Source organism: Laspinema palackyanum D2c, assembly GCF_025370875.1.
GTDB lineage: Bacteria > Cyanobacteriota > Cyanobacteriia > Cyanobacteriales > Laspinemataceae > Laspinema > Laspinema palackyanum.
Window position 1 is genome coordinate 459626 of sequence record NZ_JAMXFD010000001.1, and the last position, 19868, is coordinate 479493.

Genomic DNA, 19868 nt, shown 5'->3' on the forward strand with positions numbered 1-19868 from the left:
GCTCAGCCCTCATCCCCCAACCCCTTCTCCCATCTTGGGAGAAGGAGAGCCGGATTCAAAGAGTCAAAGTCCCTCTCCCAAGATGGGAGAGGGATTTAGGGTGAGGGTCCCCAGATTCCTTCAAAAATAATCCGAGGGCAAAATCCCTCGTTTTTTCCGAGCTTGCATCGCTTTTTCTAATAAGTCTAATAGTCCTGGTGCTTCTTCCTGTAAGGTTAACAGCAGCCGTTCTCCAATATCTTCATCCCCCGGGTCTTTCCCGGTTTCCATGACGGTTTTCAGCCGAGGCATGGCAATATCATCGACAATTTGAATTAATCCACTCAAACACCGATTAAATTGTCTCTCGGTTAACAGTGAATCTTCTAAGGGAAATTCAATAATGGCTCGGATTTCTCCATCGGTTGGATCATATTCCCATTGGAGCATTTTCGTTTCCCAGGAAATGCATAACATGGTTTGGAGAATCGACTCTTTGTAAGGATGTTTGCTGATTCCCGATAATACTTTCGGGGCAAATAATTTGAAAAATTCTCCATCTTCATCCAGTTGAATCACGATGGGGAAACTTTCTAGGTTTTCTGCTTGGACGCCAGTGATAATGCGATGATGTTCTGGATCAACTTCATATTGCCAAGCCCGTTTGTCAAGATAATCGGCGATTTGTTGGAGACTCGCGCCCATATTAATAACTCCCTTTGATTGCAGATTGGAACGGTGATGTTTCTATAGGATCTATTCTATTGGCATCAAGAAAGACAAACCCGAGAGTGCCTCTTTTATCGTAGCCGGAACTGTCGGAGCATGAGCAGGCGATCGCTGACGGGCCCCGGGTGGCGGTTACTACTCCCTCAAAGAGAGGGTCAAACAGAGGGTTCCGACTCCCCCTCCAAGGCGATCGTCCTTCCGGTTTCCGAGGCAAGACGAGCAGCATCTGCAACTTTAAGGGTATAGAGACTGGCCCTCGGGTCAATATATAAGGGGGTTCCCTGGGTTAAATGCTCCAGGACCATCTGGGTATCTTTGGCAAATAGCCCCCGTCGGCTCCCGATTTCCAGGGGGGTAATTTCACGCTCCCGGATCAGTTGACCCTGATCTCCCTCAAATATCAGGGTTCCCTGACTTCCATGCACTTCTAATTTTCGTTCGCTGGCCCAAAAGATTTCTCCTTTGCCATAGAGGACGGAAGCGATCGCACCGTTGGTAAACCTTAACTGAGCGCTACATAAACAAGCCCGAAAATACTCCGGTTCCGTTGGGACCTCCCAAAATCGGCTTTGACAGCTCACTGTGGCGACTTTGCCCAAGACATCCGTCAGGCGATGCAAACGAGAGAGGGCCGCAGTCAAGGGAAAGCCGAATAATTCTCGGTGATAGCTCCACTTGCGCCCGACAAACCTTTGGGGGTTGAGGGTACTGTAGCGGGCATAGGCAACATCCCCCAGTTCGGACCAGGACTGTTTTAGGGCCTGATGAACTCCCCCCAACAGTTCAATATGTTCCACATGAAGTAGGCGTTGCCTTGCTGTTGCTAAGGCCAGCAGGGCCTCCGCTTCTGCCGGATCCAGACACAGGGGATATTCAACGACGACATGGCAATCGGCTAACAGGGCCGCCCGAATGATGGCACCGCGATCGCGATTGATATTGCAAATGATCACCAGATCCAGGTCCCCCCTGGCGATTAAGTCTTGCCAGGAGTTCATGGCAGTGGTCCGATGGATTTGGGCAAATTCCTCGGTTTTTTCGGGAGTATGTCCCGCCACAGCCACTAAGCGCGATCGCTCATCCTCTTGTAAGGTTTGCCCTCGGAGTTTGGCCACAAAACCCGTACCCACCAGACCCACCCGAATCGGAAGGTGGGTGCTTGGGACCAAGGAGGGCGATCGGTTCTTACTGGGACTAGAGGATGTCGTCACGGTCTGAGTTTGCTTTCTTCTATAGAATCGATACTACTCTAACTTCTGCCCGGTGGATACCTGCGCTAACTTTGGGGTGGGTCCTTCTTTAGGTATAAGTAATCAGGATTAAATTAGAAATTTTTATAAGGGATTTTGTTGGTATAAAGGGGTCACAGGGTGTTGCAACCTTTGATTTTTCCCCTAATATCAGAGAAAGGCTGATCCTACCCGCAGACTGGCGCGTTAATCAAGGCGTGACCTCTGCATTAGCAAAACTTATAAGCCTGTCGATTATCTGGAGAAGATCACTAAATGGCAACTTACAAAGTCACCTTAATCAACGAAGCCGAAGGTCTCAATCAAACCATTGAAGTGGAGGATGATACCTACATTCTCGATGCGGCGGAAGAACAAGGTCTTGACCTGCCCTATTCCTGCCGTGCTGGTGCTTGCTCTACCTGTGCAGGCAAAATTACCGCCGGTACCGTTGACCAGTCTGACCAGTCTTTCTTAGATGATGAGCAAATCGAAGCAGGTTATGTCTTAACCTGTGTAGCTTACCCGAGTTCTGACTGTACGATTCTGACTCATCAAGAGGAAGAACTCTACTAAGAGAACTCCCCCCCTTAAAATTTTCCCATTTTAAAGAAGTAGGGGCGCACAACAAACGGTGCGCCCCTATTGTTGTTCTTAGGCAACAACCGGCGGGGGATTTATCCCCCGCCTAACAGAATCAAGTCGTCTAAAGACGACTGAAAGTCTTACCCAATGGTGTTTTTAGTCGGTTTCAACCGACTTTAGCTATTAGGCGGGGGATAAATCCCCCGCCGGTCGGGCGCTTCGAGAAGCGCCCGACAGACAGAGATCTCAACCCCTGTCCGGTGTTGCTAAGGGATCACGCCAAAAAATAATCTCTTCAGAAACGGGTTGAATTTCGGTCCCGGGATAATAGAACTTGAGAATGCGATCGCTGGTCCATCCTAATTTCGCGAGTCGGTGCGAACCGCTTTGGCTTAATCCCACCCCATGTCCAAATCCGCCTCCGACAAAGACATATCCCTTAAAGCTTTTATCCTCTCCATACATCCGTTCTAGGTAAAAGAATGTACTTAACGGGGCCCAGAATGCTCGGAGGATTTCATCTTTAACCAGTTTGACCGAACCCCGGTCTGTGGTCACATTGACGGCGATCGCTCGACCGGCATTGCTTCTTTCCACCACTTCCACCGCCTGAATCGTCTGGAAATTGGCCTGGGGATGCTGCTTCTCTTGGAGATAATCCTTGAGGTTTGTGTTCATTTGCGCCAGACTGCTGACTTCGCGCCACCGAAATACATCCCATCCTTCTTCATTAAACCCTTTATCCAGGGTAATAAACCGGCGGAAGTTCTGCTCGTTGGCTAAACTGTAGCGGGATAGGTCCCAGATATTGCCTACAGAGTCGAGGACCGCTGTCAAATACGGGCGATCGGCACCATCCCACATATCCTGGAAAGGGGCGGTGATCCCCCCGGTTGTCGAGGAATAGAGGGCGTCGATTAATTCGTTGTTGTAAGTCAGGACTTTCCCGGCAGTGGCGGCGATCGCGCGATCGGACCGATCCCAGGTTTCGCCAATTCCTTTATAAACCTGACACTCCGTACTGGCACAGAGCTCGTAGTTATCCACCGCAAATCGTCGCAGGTTCCGCAGAACATAAGTCCGAGCAATAATCGCCTGCGCTTCTACTGCGGGATAAGGCGCTTCTGCTCCAATTTCATGAGGGACGACTCCCCGTAAATACTCTTCGATGGGGACCTTATTTACCAGGGTAAAGCTGCCGTAGGCATTCGGCTGGACTCGCAATGTCCCGGGATACAGGATGGGGTTACGGTCCTCTTTTTCTCGGCTAACCTGAATCCGATTGGTCCCTGCCCAAATCTCTAGGCGATCGCGATTATATCGGAACCCGTCAAAGACCCAACTCGGTTGCGGAGTCTGCTGTAGAATCGCCGTATCCAAAAAGGCCGTTTCATGACCCTGAGCTTGCAAATTTTGCAGCAACAACCGTCGCAGTAAGGGGGTTCCGTAGACTTCGCGTTTGGCCCAAACTTGCCAACGTCCTGGATGAGCAAGTTCTACCTCAATCCCCTTTTTTCGCCATTCATCGGCACTCTGTTCCGCATTCTCGAAACTGCGATGGGTACTCAACACCAGCCGTTCTTCCAGGATGGGTTCAGCGAGGGGTTTCATGATGATTTCTAGCTGCATCTCGCTCACTTCCTGGGTTTGAGGCGTCCCATCACCCCCCTCAAAGCGGACATAAAGGCGATCGCCTTCTACGGCTTTCAGAATCAGCTTATCCGTCGGTTTGCTGCCAAAGCGCTGCACCACTCCTATCTGTAGTTCTCGATTTTGGACTGAGTTTGCGCGAACGACTTCCCCAGGCAGGCCCCAGAAGCACAGGACCGTGAACACTACGCCAGATATCCGTCCCAACCATTGGCCCCCTTGAGCATGGACCCCCGCCTTCCGTTCTTGATATGCTGTTGATTTCACCGTTGGATCCCCTTTTGTTTCGTTGAAATATCCCGTCTAAACTCTCGACAATGGCCTAATTTTTCCCCCTCAGCAAGCATTTCACGCCCTGAACCTCGAAGTGGGCGATCGCCCTCCAAGGCCATCATTAAATTTTATCCCCTCATATTCTGCTCAAAATTCCCCCCAACTTTCAACCTTTCTTCCCCCCATCCACCCCATCCCCTAGTTGCAACTCATACTCATTCCGACTATGATATAAGAAAGCCAGCTAAAACCCAGAAATCACCAGTATGAGAGTCGAAGAAATCCCGATCGCCAAGATTCGGCGTCCATTACCGCGCCAGAATAACCTCCAAAAAGTCGAGACACTGATGGCGTCCATCCAAGAAATTGGATTATTAGAACCAATTGACGTGCTAGAAGTAGAAGGGGAATATTACGGCTTTTCCGGTTGTCATCGCTATGAAGCTTGTCAACGCCTAGGCCATAAAACCATTCGCTGTAACGTCCGTCGTGCTCCGCGCTCTGTGCTAAAAATGCACCTAGCCTAAGTCGATGCGTCCTAGAAACCCAGTACAGGATTCAATAAATGGAACAGTGACCGGGTTTCTAGAGCTTTGTTTGTTCCAGCGGAACCAGTATGTTTTCCAGAAACCCGCTTGCTCACCCATCCTGTACCGATACGCTAGTAATCCCGTTAACAATATACTCGTTCTAAAGGAGACCGAATCATGGGAAAAGATAAAGACAAAGATAAAGACAAAGACAAAGATAAAGACAAAGCCTCAAAAATCAATACTGGCATTGATGTACAAGACCGGCAAGAAATCGCTGGCTCAAAAATCAATACTGGCATTAATGCACAAGACCGGCAAGAAATCGCTAACGGATTATCGCGACTCCTCGCTGATACTTACACCCTCTACCTAAAAACCCATAATTTCCATTGGAACGTCACCGGGCCAATGTTCCAGACCTTGCACTTGATGTTTGAGCAGCAATACACCGAATTGGCTTTAGCAGTTGATCTAATCGCCGAGCGGATTCGGGCCTTGGGATATCCCGCACCCGCAACTTACAGCGAGTTTAGTCAGTTAAGCTCCATTCAAGAAACCCTCGGAGTTCCGAAGGCGAAAGAGATGATTCAATTGTTAGTGGAAGGACAAGAAGCCGTAGTGCGGACTGCTCGTTCTGTCTTCCCCACAGTGGATGCCGCCAACGATGAACCAACGGCTGATTTATTAACCCAACGGATGCACATTCATGAAAAAACCGCTTGGATGTTAAGAAGTCTGCTCGAAGAATAAACCATCAGTTAAATCTGGCCCACCCAAATACAAAAATCCGGTTTTTGGGTGAGTGATAACCAACAAGATAACGACTGAAGTCGTTACTACAAACGGGAAAAATCCCCTGTTCGTAGTAACGACTTCAGTCGTTTCTTCCCAGTTTGTAATATGATATCCAAGATTCCATTAGATTGCTCAACTCGAACTTATGAGTGATACTTCAGACGCCAGCCAACAATTACAAGCATTAATGCAACAGGTGGGAGTCCCCAGTTTTCGCGCCCTCGCTCGTCAAGCCGGGGTGTCTCACTGGCAAGTGAGGCAACTGCGCCAGGGAAAGGCGTTGCAGATGCGTGTAGAACCCTTGCTCGTCCTGGCTAATGTGCTACAAGTCACCCTATCGGAGTTATTAGTGAGATGCGCTGGAGTTGAGGCGGGGGAAACAGTGCCGGAAAATTCGACTATGCAAGCGGAATACGATCGCCTCCAAATTCAGATACAGCAGCAACGGGAGACGCTGTTGCAGGAATTCCAACTGAGTAGTTTAGATATTTTAGAGTCCTGGTTAAGAAATTGGCCCACTGCTGCTTATGCCGCTACCCAAAATCCGGAGTTGCCTGCGGTGCGTTTGCTGCCGTTGCTGCATCCGGTGGAACGGTTGTTGCAAGAGTGGGGAGTGGAGGCGATCGCCTCCGTGGGTTCGGACATTCCCTACAATCCCCAGCAGCATCAATTACGGGAGGGAATGGCTGAACCCGGGGAACTCGTGAGAGTCCGCAGTACGGGATATCGCCAAGGGGATAAGCTGCTATATCGAGCAGAGGTCAGTCCCATCCCAAATCAGGGATAAGAAAGAGATTAGTTTAAAGGTCTGATAGATGGGATAGGATTGAGCCAGCGCAGGATTTCATCTTTGAGGCGAACGGGTTCGCGATACATTTCTAGGCGAACCCACTGGGCGATCGCATCCAAAGGAGAGAATTCCGTCCCCGACTTCCACCCCGGGTCTTGACTTAAAGGAGTGAGATGGTTTCCCGGCAAAGTGAGCATAGATACCATATCCGGAAAGCGGTCTTGAACCACCGGAAACAACAGCAGAGTTTGGTCCAGAGTATCGTCTTTAAATTTAACTATCAAATTTCGCTTAATTTGATAGTCTTGGGCAATTATTTGGTTCGTTTCTTCGGGAGAAGGGGTAAATTCCACCGAGAAAGCCGTCGGTAATTTAGCCCCCCAAGTTGTGGGTAATTGTTCCACTAATTCTAAGAAAGGAATGGAACGACGGGCGGGGTAATTATTATAGGAAATCAGGATATTCCCAGCGCGTTCGACTTCAAATAAACTGCCAATCAGCAAGTGGAGTTTACAACCCATGCTATGCCCGATTCCATAGATGGGAAGATAGCGTTGAGGCAATTTCCCGGACAGGTGCAATTGTTCAACACACCACTCGAACCGTTCTACGATATCAGCGGCGATCGCACCGTGGTCAAAGTTACTGACAAACGGCGTAGCGATCACGGCATATCCTTGGAGACTCAGTTGTTCGAGTAACCATCGATAGGTCACTTGAGGCGCTGCCGCCAGGAATGCGCCCCCCAAAAAATGAACAATGCCCCGAGTACGGGGAGGAATATGGACCCAATTACCGGATATTTCTTGCCAATTCATGCCCAAACTCAATAAAAGTGCAGTTGTTCCCCAATTTTAGTCCATCGCCCGGGTAAGTACCCACTGGGAAACGAGGAAACTTGGCTATACTGGGGACGAGAATCTGGATAGGCGATCGGTCCATTCAGTTTAATACCAAATTCCCTTGTAAAACCTCCCTTTTCGCTATTAGCCCGCGCAGGCGGGCTTCGTCCGTATAGCCCCAGGCTTCAGCCTGTGGGTTGTTGTTTACCCTGTTTAGGAGAAAACCATTATGACACCCTCAATTGAATCCCCCACTGAGATTACCCTAGAAGAATTTTTGCAGTTACCCCAAACCAAACCCGCCAGTGAATATATCAATGGAGTAATTTATCAAAAACCCATGCCACAAGCCGAACATAGCTGGATCAGAACGAATCTGGGTACTGCTATCAATGAAGTGGGTAAATTCGATAAAATAGTATTTGCCTTTCCCGAGTTGACTTGTAACTTTGGTGGGTCTTCCATTGTGCCAGATTTAGCAGTATTTGAATGGCACAGGATTCCCCGCAAACCGGATGGCAGACTGGAAAATCGCGTGACCATTGCACCGGATTGGACCATTGAAATTTGGTCTCCTGACCAAATTGTGAATCAGATGATGAGAAGAATTATCTTTTGCCTCAATCACGGAACCCAGCTAGTATGGTTAGTCGATCCAGAGGATGAATCGGTGATAATTTTCAAACCCAATCAAACCCCCGAGGTAAAAACTGGGGATGATGCGTTACCCGCTTTACCTGTATTAACTGATTGGCAACTATCCGTCCGAGATATAATTGGATGGCTGTATTTTGATTAAAACTAGGAGGACAGAGGGATGATGATTTTAACAGAATCTCCAATAATCAAGTCTCTGGATGATTTTTTAGAACTACCCGAAACTGAACCTGCCTGCGAGTATATTGACGGCAAAATCTATCAGAAACATATCCCCCACGGGAAACATAGCAAACTGCAATCTGAGTTAGTATCGACCATTAATAACCAGGGAAAACCTTCAAAGTTAGCCTATGCCTTTCCAGAATTAAGGGTAACATTTGGGGGGCGTTCTTTGGTGCCAGATATTTCTGTGTTTGAGTGGTCCCGCATTCCCTTGGATGAAAGGGGAGAAGTTGAGAATCAGATTAAAATTGCCCCGGATTGGGTGATTGAAATCTGGGTTCCTGGACAAAATCAGACCCGGGTGATGGATAAAATTATTTTTTGCATGAAGCAGGGGACGGAACTGGGTTGGTTTATCGATCCGCAAGACCGATTAATGATGGTATTTAGCGGCGATCGGCTACCCAGCGTTAAAGCAGAATCGGATATTCTGCCTGTTTTAAGCAGTTTGACCGATTGGGAATTATCGGTGAATCAAGTTTTTGATTTATTAAGTTTTTAAAGCTATAAAATCATCTTCAAAAGAGGGAGATTTCTGAAATAATGACTATCACAATATCACGCCAGCTACTAATTTGGAATTAGCGAGAGTTGAATCGCTGACGGATGAGACGATAGAGGATTACCAAAACAACCCAAATCACGGGAAAGGGAAAGGCGACAATGCCCCCCATAAAACACAGAATTAGATTAAATTTACTGCGTTGGGCAAATTTAGCAATTTTTTTCATCCAATTTGGAATCGGGTAAGCGTCAACAGGGAAATCTAGTTCTTGATAAATTAATTGTACTTGCTGTAAGGCTGCAAAACCTTCTTTGATTCTGCCTGCTTTTTGATACAAACGACCTAGGGCCAAGAGTGTTTTGGCTTCCTCCCGTCTGTCGCAGATTTCCCGATCAATTTCCAGAGATTGTTCGTAAAAGGCGATCGCTTTGCTGTAGCGTCTCAGGGAAAGGTAAACGTTACCTAAACCCCTTAAAAAATACCCTTCCCTCCCTCTGTCGCCAATTTCCCGCTCAATTTCCAGAGATTGTTCGAGAAAGGCGATCGCTTCACTGTAGCGTCCCAGTGAATTGTAAGCGATACCTAAATTGCCTAAAGAAAGGGCTTCCCCCCCTCTGTCGCCGATTTCCCGTTTGATTGCCAGAGATTGTTCGAGAAAGGCGATCGCTTCACTGTAGCGTCCCAGGGACTGGTAAACCTTAGCTAAATTGTTGAAGGAAGAGGCTTCCCCCCCTCTGTGGCCGATTTCCCGTCTGATTGCCAGAGATTGTTCGTGAAAGGTGATCGCTTCACTGTAGCGTCCCAGGGAATAGTAAGCGATACCTAAATTGCCTAAAGAAGAGGCTTCCCCCCAACTGTCGCCGATTTCCCGTCTGATTGCCAGAGATTGTTCGTGAAAGGTGATCGCTTCACTGTAGCGTCCCAGGAAATTGTAAGTACCACCTAAATTGCTTAAAGAAGTAGCTTCCCCCCATCTGTGGCCGATTTCCCGTCTGATTGCCAGAGATTGTTCGATAAAGGGGATCGCTTCACTGTAGCGTCCGAGGGACTGGTAAGTGCTGCCTAAATTGTTTAAAGAAGTAGCTTCCCCCCATCTGTCAACGATTTTTCGTGAGATTGCCAGAGATTGTTCGTCCAAGGCGATCGCTTCGCTGTAGCGTCCCAGGGAATCGTAAGCGTTACCTAACGACCTCAAAGAGGCAGAATATCGCCAATCTTCCCGATTCGGGAGATTGTTGATTAATTGCTGATAGAGTTCTGCACGGAGTTGGTTGTTACCCCGTAACTCAAGGAAATCATTGACATTATCACCCTCCCGAATCACATCAAACGCCACCTCATACTCCCCCAACTCACACCTATGATAAAACACCTCCAAATATTCCCGCACATCCTCGACCGTCTGCCACTCCTGGCGGGACTTAAACCGACTCTGATAAAACTCGATCGCCCGTAAATGCGCCGCCCGCAAGTCCCCCAGCCTAAACTTGAGATAGTCCACAATAAACGGCTGGAACGTATAACCCCCCGCCTCCGCCACCCAAAATCCCCGTTTCCCCAACTCCCGCAATTCCTTCTCCGTCACTGCCTCCCCAGTCATGGCACTCGCCACCACCGCATCAAATCCTTGACGCAACACCACCAGAGACAGCAACACCCGCTGCCACTTCTCGGACAACCGCTTAAAACTGGCATCCAACACCGCCACCAACTGCACCACCTCCCGACGGTGGTATCCCTCCAACCGGGATATCAACGCCCCCACATCGGGGATTCCCAACTTTGCCAAATCTCCAATGGTTGCCCCCTCGCCTAACTCCCCATTCAACAACCCCGCCACCAGTTTTAGGGTCAAAGGATGTCCATTCACCTGGGTGACAAATTCCGCCAATGCTTCCTCCGTCCCCTCAACCCCCAACTCCCGCAACAGTTGCGCCCCCTCCGCTGCCGACAGTCCCGACAGGGCTAATTCCGTGGGTTTCTCCTGCACCAAATTGGGCGGAATTTGAGTCGTGACCAGAATTTCCGTGTGGTGACAGTCCCCCACCCACCGCTGCAAAACCTCTCGATATCCCTCATCCTGCAACACCGACTCCAAGTTATCCAACACCAGCAAAAACCGCCGCCGTTGCAGACAGTGAACCAACACCTCGGTTAGGCGACTTTCTTCGATTTGTTCCAACTCCTGGGGTGAAAGTTTTCCCAACTGCTGCAATATTCCCCTCGCCACAATGGAATAAAGCGGACGCCGCCCCAAGTCCAGCCACAATTTATCCTCGAAATCCGTCCGTTCCCAATACACCTTCGCCGCCAGGGTGGATTTCCCCATTCCCGGCATCCCCACGATGACACCGAGTTTGGTATTCTCATCATCCAGCCAACGGTTAACGGTGGTCAATTCCGCCTCCCGTCCCTGCCAGTTGGTCACCTTGGGGGGGTTGGTATCCAAACTGAAGGAAATCGCTTGAATGTCCGGTTTTTCTCGGTCTAAAAACGCGATAACCGTCTCGAAACCTGTTTCAACGGTTTGTTGTAATTGTTGATTCTGTTGACTGACCGTTTCCAATCCTTCTCTGACGGTTTGTTCCAGACTCCGTAATTCCTGCTGCAACCAACCCCGCATCTCGGTAATTGCTGCCCGAGTGATACCCAACTCCTGCAACACCGCCTCAAACCCGGACTCAATTTGTCCCCCCAACACCTGAAACCGTTGGGAATTTCCCTCCAACTCCTGCCGCAGTTGCGTCACCGCCGCCAATTGTGCTGTTAAGTCTTCTCGCTGTGTCTGGGAACTTCCCTCCACCAACTCCTGCAAAATGCCGCGCATTTCCCCCAGCAGGGAGAGAGTCAACCCGGCGAAAGCTTTCCCTCCCTCTTCAAAATCCGCTTTCAACACTTCCCGCAAGGCGAAAGCAAATTTATCCCGCAACTGGGTCGCCACTTCTTGCAAGACATTATCGGGAAATTCCAAGTTGGCCCCAGGACAAAGCCAACTGTTTAACAAGTCGTGCCAATCTTCTTGCATCAAGACGGTTTGACCCACATAATCCGTGCTTCCCCCTCGAAATAGGGTACTTAGGTGGGCTTCTTGGATGGGGTTAAATTGGGTCTCTTCTACCTGTTTCAGGTTGTAGGCGACTCCCTGCCATGCTTTGACGGTATATTTGGCGAGGTCTTCCAATTTTTTGGTGGAGTTTGGATAGGTCCCCGCTTCGGCAATACTTTTGATAATTAGGGCAATGGCGAACCCTGTCGCTGCGGTTAAGTCATGATTTTTTAACTTTTCCTGACTGCCACGCAAGCGGACGGCAACATCGCTAAGATGTAGGGGAACCATGTCGTTGGCGGTGATACCCGCAGCAACTGAGGCGGCGATCGCACCTAAAGGCCCCCCGCACAAGGTCCCGCCAACCACTAAAGCACTGGCAGTTAACAATCTGGTTGGACGTTCTGTGAGAATATCCATCGCCGTCCCCCGGGCAACAATTAGAAAGTTTCAGTCTTATTATAAATGGCGATAGTGTTCCTAGGGCAGAGTTAGCTTATCTAAATTCTGCTTGACGAAGGAACGCCTCAGCCAACCACTAACTCCTACCAACTGCCTCACCAATATTTCCTAACCCATTCTCCTCTAATTTCTGCACCAATCCTTCTAAAATGCGCCGCACCATCCAGGGTCCTTCGTAAATTAATCCGGTGTAAATTTCTAACAAACAAGCCCCGGCGGTTATCTTTTCCCAGGCATCTTCAGCTGTGAAAATTCCGCCGGTTCCAATGATTGGCATTTGTCCTTGGGTTTGTTGATGAATATAGCGGATAATTTCAGTCGATCGCCCTCTTAATGGTGCACCACTCAATCCTCCCGCTTCTTCCGTAACCGGATTTCCCGTTAAATTAATCGTTTGGGTTTTTAATCCATCCCGGCGAATGGTCGTATTCGTGGCAATCATCCCCGCCAGTTGATAGGTTTGAGCCACGGTTATCGCTTCAGAAATCGCTTCCCATTCCAAATCTGGGGCAATTTTGACTAATATCGGTTTAACCCCTTGATTCTCCTGTTGCAAGGCATCTAAAATCTCGGCGAGTTGCTTTCCTTCTTGCAGCGATCGCAATCCCGGAGTATTCGGCGAAGACACATTCACCACAAAATAATCCCCCAACTCTTTCAACAGCCGAAAACTGCCTAAATAATCCCCCGGTGCTTCTTCTAACGGAGTAATTTTCGACTTCCCTAAATTAATTCCAATAATCGGTTTTACTGAAGTAACTTGTCCTTTATTTTTATCCTCAATCAGGCGTTTTGCTAATGCTTCTGCACCGCCATTATTAAACCCCATGCGATTGATTGCCGCTAAATCCTGCGGTAACCGAAACATCCGGGGACGAGGATTACCCGGTTGTGCATGAAACGTCACCGTCCCCAGTTCCGCAAACCCAAACCCTAAATTAGACCAACTTCCACCTACAGTTCCATTCTTATCAAATCCCGCAGCTAACCCAATGGGATTGGGGAAATTAATATCCCACAGGGTTTGTTCTAACCGGGTATCAACCACTGTAGAAGTGTGATTTAATTGGGACAAAATTGTGCTAATGGTGGCGCGATCGCGATTCCGATGCAACCACTCCATCGCCACCATCGTTTGATGATGCCACCACTCCGGATCCGGTTGCACCCCAGAGAAAATAATCGGACGTAGTAGAGTTTTATAAATATCCAAGGTTACAGATGCAGGTTAGGTAATTTTAAAAGTTTGAACCCAAGTTGCCACAACCGGCGGGGGATAAATCCCCCGCCTAACAGCTAAAGTCGGATAAATCCGACTAACAACATCTGCCGAGTCTGGTTTTAGTCGGTTTCAACCGACTTTAGCTATTAGACGGGGGTTTTAACCCCCGGCGGTTTGTGGCAACTACTACCGTTCCGCCACAGCAGCTTGCGCCTGTTGCATTTGCGGTTGGAATTGGAACAGCGAATACACCACATTCCGACGAATCGCCGTCATCATGTCCAGGAACAACTCATACCCCTCACTCTTATACTCCAACAACGGATCTTTTTGACCATAACTCCGCAACCCAACGGATTCCCGTAAAGCATCCATTTGTTGCAGATGTTCCCGCCACAGAGTATCAATTTGTTGCAGAATAAAGAACCGTTCAGCTTGGCGCATCAGTCCCGGTTGAATGCGATCGACTTGCGCTTCTTTCAAATCGTAAGCAATCCGGATTTGTTCATGGAGAAAGGTTTTAATTTCATCAATGGATAAGTCTTCCAATTGAGACGGTTCCAAATCCGCTAACAGGTAGACAAACTCCTTAACCTTATCCACCATTTGATCCAGTTGCCATTCTTCCGAGGGTAAATCGGGGTTGACGTAGGCTTCCACGATATCATCCATCGTTTGTTCTGCGTACTTAATCACCTGTTCTTTTAGGTCTAATCCTTCCAAAACTCGGCGGCGTTCGGCATAGATGGCGCGGCGTTGGTTGTTCATCACCTCGTCATACTCAAACACCTGTTTCCGGATGTCGTAGTAATAGGTTTCCACCTTTTTCTGTGCGCCTTCTAGGGAACGAGTCAGCATTTTCGACTCGATCGGCATATCTTCTTCTACCCGGAACATATTCATCATGGACTCGACGCGCTGACCGCCGAAAATCCGCAATAAGTTATCCTGTAAACTGAGGAAGAATTTGGTGGAACCGGGGTCCCCTTGCCGTCCGGCGCGTCCCCGTAATTGGTTATCAATCCGGCGGGATTCGTGCCGTTCCGTCCCGATGACGTGCAGTCCACCGAGTTGAATCACTTCTTGATGTTCACTGCTGGTAAACGCTTCGTATTCTTCGCGAATTCGGTTGTAGATATCCCGGAGTTTTTGAATGGCCGGGTCGTCGGTGGGGGCTTTTTCTGAGGCGACGGCGACTTTATCTTCTGCCTCTAATTCCGCCAGCTTTCGTTCCCCATATTGCTGGACGGCAAATTCTACCGCTTCCTTGAGTTGCTGTTCCGTTTCCCGGGAAAGTTGGGTGGGGAAAATTTGCGGGGAAACTTTCCAAGTTTTTACTTTTTTATCAGAAGTTGCTGCAAACCCTTCGGGTTTATTATTGCGGGAATCGGTTCCGGCAATTTTCATCGGGTTGACATCTCCTTCTTCTTCGGGTCGCACAATGCGAGGTAACAGGTATTCCCGCACTTTCAGGCGGGCCATATATTCGGCATTACCCCCGAGAATGATATCGGTTCCGCGACCCGCCATATTCGTGGCGATCGTCACCGCACCTTTACGACCCGCTTGGGCAACAATTTCTGACTCCCGTTCGACGTTTTCGGGTTTAGCATTGAGCAGGTTGTGAGGAATCTCCAGTTGATTCAGCAGTCTGCTGAGGACTTCGGATTTTTCCACACTGGTTGTACCCACCAACACCGGGCGTCCTTCTCGGTGCATTTCCGCACATTCTTCGGCGATGGATTTCCATTTTCCTTCTTCGCTTTTATACACCACGTCAGACATATCCCGACGTTGGAGGGAGCGATTTGTGGGAATTACGGTCACTTGGAGGTTATAAATCCGCTCAAATTCTGCTTCTTCTGTTTTGGCAGTTCCGGTCATCCCCGCTAACTTCGGATACAACAGGAAAAAGTTTTGATAGGTAATGGTGGCCAAGGTTTGAGTTTCTGGTTGGATTTCCACTCGTTCCTTTGCCTCGATCGCCTGGTGCAATCCATCACTCCAGCGCCGTCCAGGCATGACCCGTCCGGTAAACTCATCCACAATCACGACTTCATCCTGCCGGACGATATAGTTTACATCCTTGATAAACAGTTCCTTCGCTTTAATCGCATTAAAAATATAATGCGCCCAAGGATCTGCCGGATCATAGAGGTCCGTCACCCCCAGCAATTCCTCTGCTTGGGCAAACCCTTCATCGGTCAGCAGAATATTTCGGGCTTTTTCATCTACCTCGTAATGCTCCTCGGTATTCAGCGCCATCGCAATCTCCGTGGCGCGGGTGTATTTCTCGGTGGGACGTTCAATTTGCCCAGAAATAATCAACGGGGTCCGCGCTTCGTCAACGAGAACCGAATCCACTTCATCGATGATGCAGTAATTGAAGGGACGTTGCACCACCTCTGCCATCGAGGTTGCCATGTTATCCCGTAGGTAATCAAACCCCAGTTCGGAGTTGGTGCAGTAGGTGATATCGCAGGCGTAGTTTTTCTTGCGTTCCGTGGGGGACATTCCCTGCTGAATCAGTCCCACGCTTAACCCGAGGAACCGATGCACTTGTCCCATCCATTCCGCATCTCGTCGGGCGAGATAGTCGTTCACGGTAACCGCATGGACGCCTTTGCCATTTAATGCGTTTAAGTAGGCGGGTAAGGTGGAAACGAGGGTTTTTCCTTCCCCGGTTTTCATTTCGGCAATCTGTCCCTCGTGCAGGATAGTCCCCCCTAGCAACTGCACATCAAAGTGTCTCATGCCCAAAACCCGCCTAGCGGCTTCTCGCACCACGGCAAATGCTTCGGGGAGGATGTCGTCTAAAATCTCTTTTTCCTGGGCGATGGTTTTGGCTTTGGAGAGCATTTCTTTGAATTCTGCTGTCTTAGCCGTTAGTTGTTCATCGTCGAGGGCCTGGATTTCTTCTTCAAGGAGATTGATATCAACGACGGTGGGTTGATATTTTTTTAACTTGCGTGCGTTGGGGTCGCCTAGCAGATTTTTAAGCATATCAGGACAGTAGCACTACTTTTAAGAGGGTTTGATTCAGCCAGTTTTATGTCCCGTATTTTACACAGATTGGCTGACGGGAGTTGGAACTGATATGAATTTTATCATTTCTACCGAACGGATGAGTGAAGGATGGGGAGATGGGGGTATGGGGGATTGGGGGAGATGGGGGAAGTTCGTAGTAACGACTTCAGTCGTTCTCTTTTGTTCGTAGTAACGACTTGAGTCGTTACCGCGTTACTTGGCTGATGCCAAGTAACGCCCATGTCAGGCCCTGCATCCAGTTTCCAACCAGGCAAGCGGTAGATCCTGAGATTGCTCCTGTTATGGCGATCGCCATAACAGGAGAGCAACGACTGAAGTCGTTACTACGAACAAGAAAAAGAGCAACGACTGAAGTCGTTACTACGAACATCGCCCCCATCCTCCCCATCTCCCCCATCCCAAAATCATTCAGCATTCTCCCACTCTGGGGTTAAGCTGCGGAAATTGTATTGTTCTGCACCAGGATGGCATTGGATGCAGGTTTTGAGGGTTAGGGACTCGGGGAGTTCGACTCTCGGATGGATGGCTTTGAAATAGTTGGAGTCGCGGATGCGGTAGGGGATGGGGGTGTCGGGAGTTTGGAGGCGGGAGAAAAGTCTCAGGTAATTCCAGAGGACAAGGCGGCCCGGATCGACTATGGGTGGGATTTGGATGCCGTAGTGGTTGGTGTCTTGGATGATGTCCCGCCAGGTTTCGGTGGGGAAGATGGCTGGAGGGGGGGCGATATGGCAAGTGGCGCAGGTATTGAGGTAGAGTTCTTGTCCAAGTTGCAAGCTTTCGGGGACGGGGTCTACGGTGGTGATGGGGGGAGGTTCGATCGCCTCGGCGAGTTGCCAGGAGATGACGACACTCCAAAACAGCAGCAATAGAAACAGGACGAAGGGCGATCGCACCCCCTGTCGTCGGAAGATTTTTGTTCTTATAAACCTTAATATCATGTTCATCATCATGGAGCGCAAATTGATATCTCAAGCTAGAGGGATGGATGCTGAAAGCTAACTCAATAGCTTCTGGTACTCAATACTCCATCCCTCCCCTGTACCCGTTAAGGAATGGAAACCGATCGCAAGAGTTGCTCCACAATGGTTTTAGCACGACGTCCTCCCGAAGGAATCAGGCGGTGGCAGAGGACATGAGGCGTTAAAAATTTGACATCATCGGGAACCGCATAATCTCGACCCTCCAGAAAAGCCAGCGCTTGGGTGGCGCGTTGCAAGGCGACTGCACCCCGGGGACTGACACCGAGGGTAATATCCTCAGACTCTCGGGTAGCGCGAACTAGATTGACAATGTATTGCTGCAAGGAGCGATCGACCCGCACCTGAGAACAAAGACGTTGCAGTTCCAGGATTTCATCCAGTTCCAGGCAGGGTTGCAACTCCCGGAAGTTGGACCCTTTATGTTCCAGGCGCTGCAACATTTGCAGTTCTTCCCCTTCGCTAGGATACCCAATGGAAAAGGACAGGGTAAAGCGGTCCATTTGAGCTTCCGGTAAGGGAAAGGTTCCTTGATACTCAATGGGGTTCTGAGTCGCAATCACAAAAAAGGGATGGGAAACAGTCCTCGCAACGCCATCGACGGTGACTTGTTGTTCTTCCATCACCTCTAACAAGGCAGACTGGGTGCGGGGAGTGGCCCGGTTTATTTCATCTGCCAGCAGAATATTGGTAAAGACGGGCCCGGGGAGAAATTGAAACTCGCCGCTATTGGGATTCCAGATATTAGTCCCGGTGATATCGGTAGGTAAGAGGTCCGGGGTACATTGGATCCGTTTAAAGTCTCCGGCGATGGAACGCGCCAGAGATTTGGCAATCAGGGTTTTACCGACGCCGGGGACATCTTCGAGCAAGGCATGGCCCCCGCTGAAGAGGGCCACGAGCACCAGGCGAATAGCATCGGTTTTGCCGACAATGGTCTGGCTTAGGTTATGGGTTAGTTTTTCTACACGCTCTCTCATAATTCGCTCAATATCACCCAGAGTTAATCTTGGCAAGCGGGATTGATTTCAGACTCGATGATCGCGCCTTTGAGAACAGATCCCTGTTACCAGCTTACGGTTAAATTGGGTGATACGGAATCCGGTACTTGTATGAGTACCGGATTTGGTATGAAACGGGATTACTCTTGGGGGCTTAACAGGGTTCGGGCGGTGTCGCAGTCGGTTTGGATTTGCGCTTTGAGTTGGTCTAGGGAGTCAAATTTTTGTTGGGGACGCAAAAAATGCTCTAGGTGCAATGTCAAGGTTTGTCCATATAAATCCCCGGACCAGTCTAAGAGATGGACTTCGACAGTGGGGGTGGCGATCGCATCGACGGTGGGACGAGTCCCAATATTCAGGGCCCCCATCGCCGCCTTTTCTTCCCCGAGGCTGGATACACCATAAACCCGCACGGCATAGACCCCGTGGCGGGGGAGAAATTTTTCTGGGGGAAGTTGGAGGTTAGCGGTGGGAAATCCAATGGTGCGGCCAATCTGCTTGCCTTGCACCACCTCTCCAATCAGGCTGTAGGGTCGTCCCAGAATGGAGTTGGCTTGTCTGAGGTTGCCTTGGAGGAGGGCTTCGCGAATGGCCGAACTACTAATCCGATCGCCGTTGGCCGTTTTTAAGGGAACGAGGTGAACTTTGACCCCGTAACGAGCGGCGATCGCCTTGAGTTCAGTCACCGTGCCTGAGCGTTGCCGCCCAAAACAAAAATCTTGCCCCACACTAATCTGTTGAGCGTTGAGCTGTCCTACCAGAATCTCTTCCACGAAGGCTTCTGGGGTCATATTGGCTAAATCCTGGTCAAAGGGCAGCAAAACGAGTTGTTGAACCCCGATCGCTTCTAAATATTTAACCTTTTCACTCAGGGGGGTTAACAGAGTCCTCCGTTGCCCGGAAAAAAATTCCTGGGGATGGGGATTAAAGGTAACGAGGGTGGGGTACGGTTCTAAACTTGTTTCCGAGGCATCATCGAGGGATGCCTTGGGATTGGGGGGAGAATTTTCCCCATAGCTTTCTGCCGTCAGAGGAGGGACAGAAAGCGGCTGACGGCGCAAGGACGGACTTAAAATAGGCTGCATGACCTGTCTGTGTCCCTGATGAATGCCATCAAAATTTCCCAGGGCAACAGAGGCGGGAGTCAGAGCCGTTGTTAGAGAAGAGGTAATCCACACAGTTTACATTTTGACACATAAATGGAAACTCCCCAAACTGTACCCAAAATTTCTCCCGTGAAAAGGGTGCGGATTTTGAAAATTCTGTGGGGCGATCGCCCGTAAAATCGGGTGATGCTTCAGCAGCGACTGGACCATTCCA

At 49.4% G+C, this 19868-nt stretch carries 16 protein-coding genes; 6 read left to right on the top strand and 10 right to left on the bottom strand.

Features of this window, described 5'->3' with window-relative positions; all coding sequences use genetic code 11:
- Window positions 1-120 precede the first annotated feature (120 nt).
- Window positions 121-684 (bottom strand): hypothetical protein, encoded by a 564-nt coding sequence (locus tag NG795_RS02010; protein ID WP_367286991.1) that lies wholly within the window; start codon window positions 682-684, stop codon window positions 121-123.
- A 179-nt stretch (window positions 685-863) separates the two neighbouring features.
- Window positions 864-1853 (bottom strand): Gfo/Idh/MocA family protein, encoded by a 990-nt coding sequence (locus NG795_RS02015; protein ID WP_367287150.1) that lies wholly within the window; start codon window positions 1851-1853, stop codon window positions 864-866.
- 360 nt (window positions 1854-2213) lie between these two features.
- Between NG795_RS02015 and NG795_RS02020 the strand changes: the two genes are divergently transcribed.
- Window positions 2214-2513 carry a ferredoxin gene (locus tag NG795_RS02020; RefSeq protein WP_367286992.1) on the top strand — a complete coding sequence of 100 codons (300 nt, stop codon included), beginning with the start codon at window positions 2214-2216 and terminating at the stop codon, window positions 2511-2513.
- Window positions 2514-2768: 255 nt separating this feature from the next.
- Here NG795_RS02020 and NG795_RS02025 read toward each other — a convergent pair whose 3' ends face one another.
- Window positions 2769-4439, bottom strand: a complete 1671-nt coding sequence (locus NG795_RS02025; RefSeq protein ID WP_367286993.1) for a SpoIID/LytB domain-containing protein — start codon at window positions 4437-4439, stop codon at window positions 2769-2771.
- A gap of 272 nt (window positions 4440-4711) precedes the next feature.
- Here NG795_RS02025 and NG795_RS02030 point away from each other — a divergent pair, with 272 nt between their 5' ends.
- From NG795_RS02030 to NG795_RS02040, 3 genes are all read left to right on the top strand, one after another.
- Window positions 4712-4972 (top strand): ParB N-terminal domain-containing protein, encoded by a 261-nt coding sequence (locus NG795_RS02030; protein ID WP_367286994.1) that lies wholly within the window; start codon window positions 4712-4714, stop codon window positions 4970-4972.
- Window positions 4973-5152: 180 nt separating this feature from the next.
- Window positions 5153-5728 (top strand): Dps family protein, encoded by a 576-nt coding sequence (locus tag NG795_RS02035; protein WP_367286995.1) that lies wholly within the window; start codon window positions 5153-5155, stop codon window positions 5726-5728.
- Between the two features lie 190 nt (window positions 5729-5918).
- Window positions 5919-6560 carry a helix-turn-helix domain-containing protein gene (locus tag NG795_RS02040; protein WP_367286996.1) on the top strand — a complete coding sequence of 214 codons (642 nt, stop codon included), beginning with the start codon at window positions 5919-5921 and terminating at the stop codon, window positions 6558-6560.
- 8 nt (window positions 6561-6568) lie between these two features.
- On the opposite strand, the gene NG795_RS02045 is transcribed toward NG795_RS02040, so the two are convergent.
- A complete protein-coding gene (locus NG795_RS02045; protein ID WP_367286997.1) occupies window positions 6569-7381 on the bottom strand; it encodes a DUF1350 family protein in 813 nt (270 codons plus the stop codon).
- A gap of 253 nt (window positions 7382-7634) precedes the next feature.
- Between NG795_RS02045 and NG795_RS02050 the strand changes: the two genes are divergently transcribed.
- Both NG795_RS02050 and NG795_RS02055 read left to right on the top strand, forming a co-directional pair.
- The gene (locus tag NG795_RS02050) at window positions 7635-8204 is read left to right on the top strand and encodes a Uma2 family endonuclease (RefSeq protein WP_367286998.1); all 570 of its coding nucleotides are present in this window, start codon (window positions 7635-7637) and stop codon (window positions 8202-8204) included.
- A gap of 18 nt (window positions 8205-8222) precedes the next feature.
- Complete coding sequence (locus tag NG795_RS02055; protein WP_367286999.1) at window positions 8223-8789, top strand: Uma2 family endonuclease; 567 nt, start codon at window positions 8223-8225, stop codon at window positions 8787-8789.
- Between the two features lie 79 nt (window positions 8790-8868).
- On the opposite strand, the gene NG795_RS02060 is transcribed toward NG795_RS02055, so the two are convergent.
- From NG795_RS02060 to NG795_RS02085, 6 genes are all read right to left on the bottom strand, one after another.
- Window positions 8869-12258, bottom strand: a complete 3390-nt coding sequence (locus NG795_RS02060; RefSeq protein ID WP_367287000.1) for a tetratricopeptide repeat protein — start codon at window positions 12256-12258, stop codon at window positions 8869-8871.
- A 118-nt stretch (window positions 12259-12376) separates the two neighbouring features.
- Window positions 12377-13513 carry a quinone-dependent dihydroorotate dehydrogenase gene (locus NG795_RS02065; RefSeq protein WP_367287001.1) on the bottom strand — a complete coding sequence of 379 codons (1137 nt, stop codon included), beginning with the start codon at window positions 13511-13513 and terminating at the stop codon, window positions 12377-12379.
- Between the two features lie 195 nt (window positions 13514-13708).
- On the bottom strand, window positions 13709-16525 hold the full coding sequence (gene secA, locus NG795_RS02070; protein WP_367287002.1) for a preprotein translocase subunit SecA: 2817 nt from the start codon (window positions 16523-16525) through the stop codon (window positions 13709-13711).
- Between the two features lie 449 nt (window positions 16526-16974).
- Window positions 16975-17508, bottom strand: coding sequence for a diheme cytochrome C (locus NG795_RS02075; protein ID WP_367287003.1), 534 nt, complete (start codon window positions 17506-17508; stop codon window positions 16975-16977).
- A 107-nt stretch (window positions 17509-17615) separates the two neighbouring features.
- A complete protein-coding gene (locus tag NG795_RS02080) occupies window positions 17616-18527 on the bottom strand; it encodes an AAA family ATPase (RefSeq protein ID WP_367287004.1) in 912 nt (303 codons plus the stop codon).
- Between the two features lie 161 nt (window positions 18528-18688).
- A complete protein-coding gene (locus tag NG795_RS02085) occupies window positions 18689-19726 on the bottom strand; it encodes a bifunctional riboflavin kinase/FAD synthetase (protein ID WP_367287005.1) in 1038 nt (345 codons plus the stop codon).
- Between the last annotated feature and the right edge of the window lie 142 nt (window positions 19727-19868).

Bases quoted from the DNA above. Each gene is read 5' to 3' on its own strand.
- NG795_RS02010 (WP_367286991.1), bottom strand. From the start codon at position 684: ATGGGCGCGAGTCTCCAACAAATCGCCGATTATCTTGACAAACGGGCT.
- NG795_RS02020 (WP_367286992.1), top strand. From the start codon at position 2,214: ATGGCAACTTACAAAGTCACCTTAATCAACGAAGCCGAAGGTCTCAAT.
- NG795_RS02030 (WP_367286994.1), top strand. From the start codon at position 4,712: ATGAGAGTCGAAGAAATCCCGATCGCCAAGATTCGGCGTCCATTACCG.
- NG795_RS02035 (WP_367286995.1), top strand. From the start codon at position 5,153: ATGGGAAAAGATAAAGACAAAGATAAAGACAAAGACAAAGATAAAGAC.
- NG795_RS02040 (WP_367286996.1), top strand. From the start codon at position 5,919: ATGAGTGATACTTCAGACGCCAGCCAACAATTACAAGCATTAATGCAA.
- NG795_RS02045 (WP_367286997.1), bottom strand. From the start codon at position 7,381: ATGAATTGGCAAGAAATATCCGGTAATTGGGTCCATATTCCTCCCCGT.
- NG795_RS02050 (WP_367286998.1), top strand. From the start codon at position 7,635: ATGACACCCTCAATTGAATCCCCCACTGAGATTACCCTAGAAGAATTT.
- NG795_RS02055 (WP_367286999.1), top strand. From the start codon at position 8,223: ATGATGATTTTAACAGAATCTCCAATAATCAAGTCTCTGGATGATTTT.
- NG795_RS02060 (WP_367287000.1), bottom strand. From the start codon at position 12,258: ATGGATATTCTCACAGAACGTCCAACCAGATTGTTAACTGCCAGTGCT.
- secA (WP_367287002.1), bottom strand. From the start codon at position 16,525: ATGCTTAAAAATCTGCTAGGCGACCCCAACGCACGCAAGTTAAAAAAA.
- NG795_RS02075 (WP_367287003.1), bottom strand. From the start codon at position 17,508: ATGATATTAAGGTTTATAAGAACAAAAATCTTCCGACGACAGGGGGTG.
- NG795_RS02080 (WP_367287004.1), bottom strand. From the start codon at position 18,527: ATGAGAGAGCGTGTAGAAAAACTAACCCATAACCTAAGCCAGACCATT.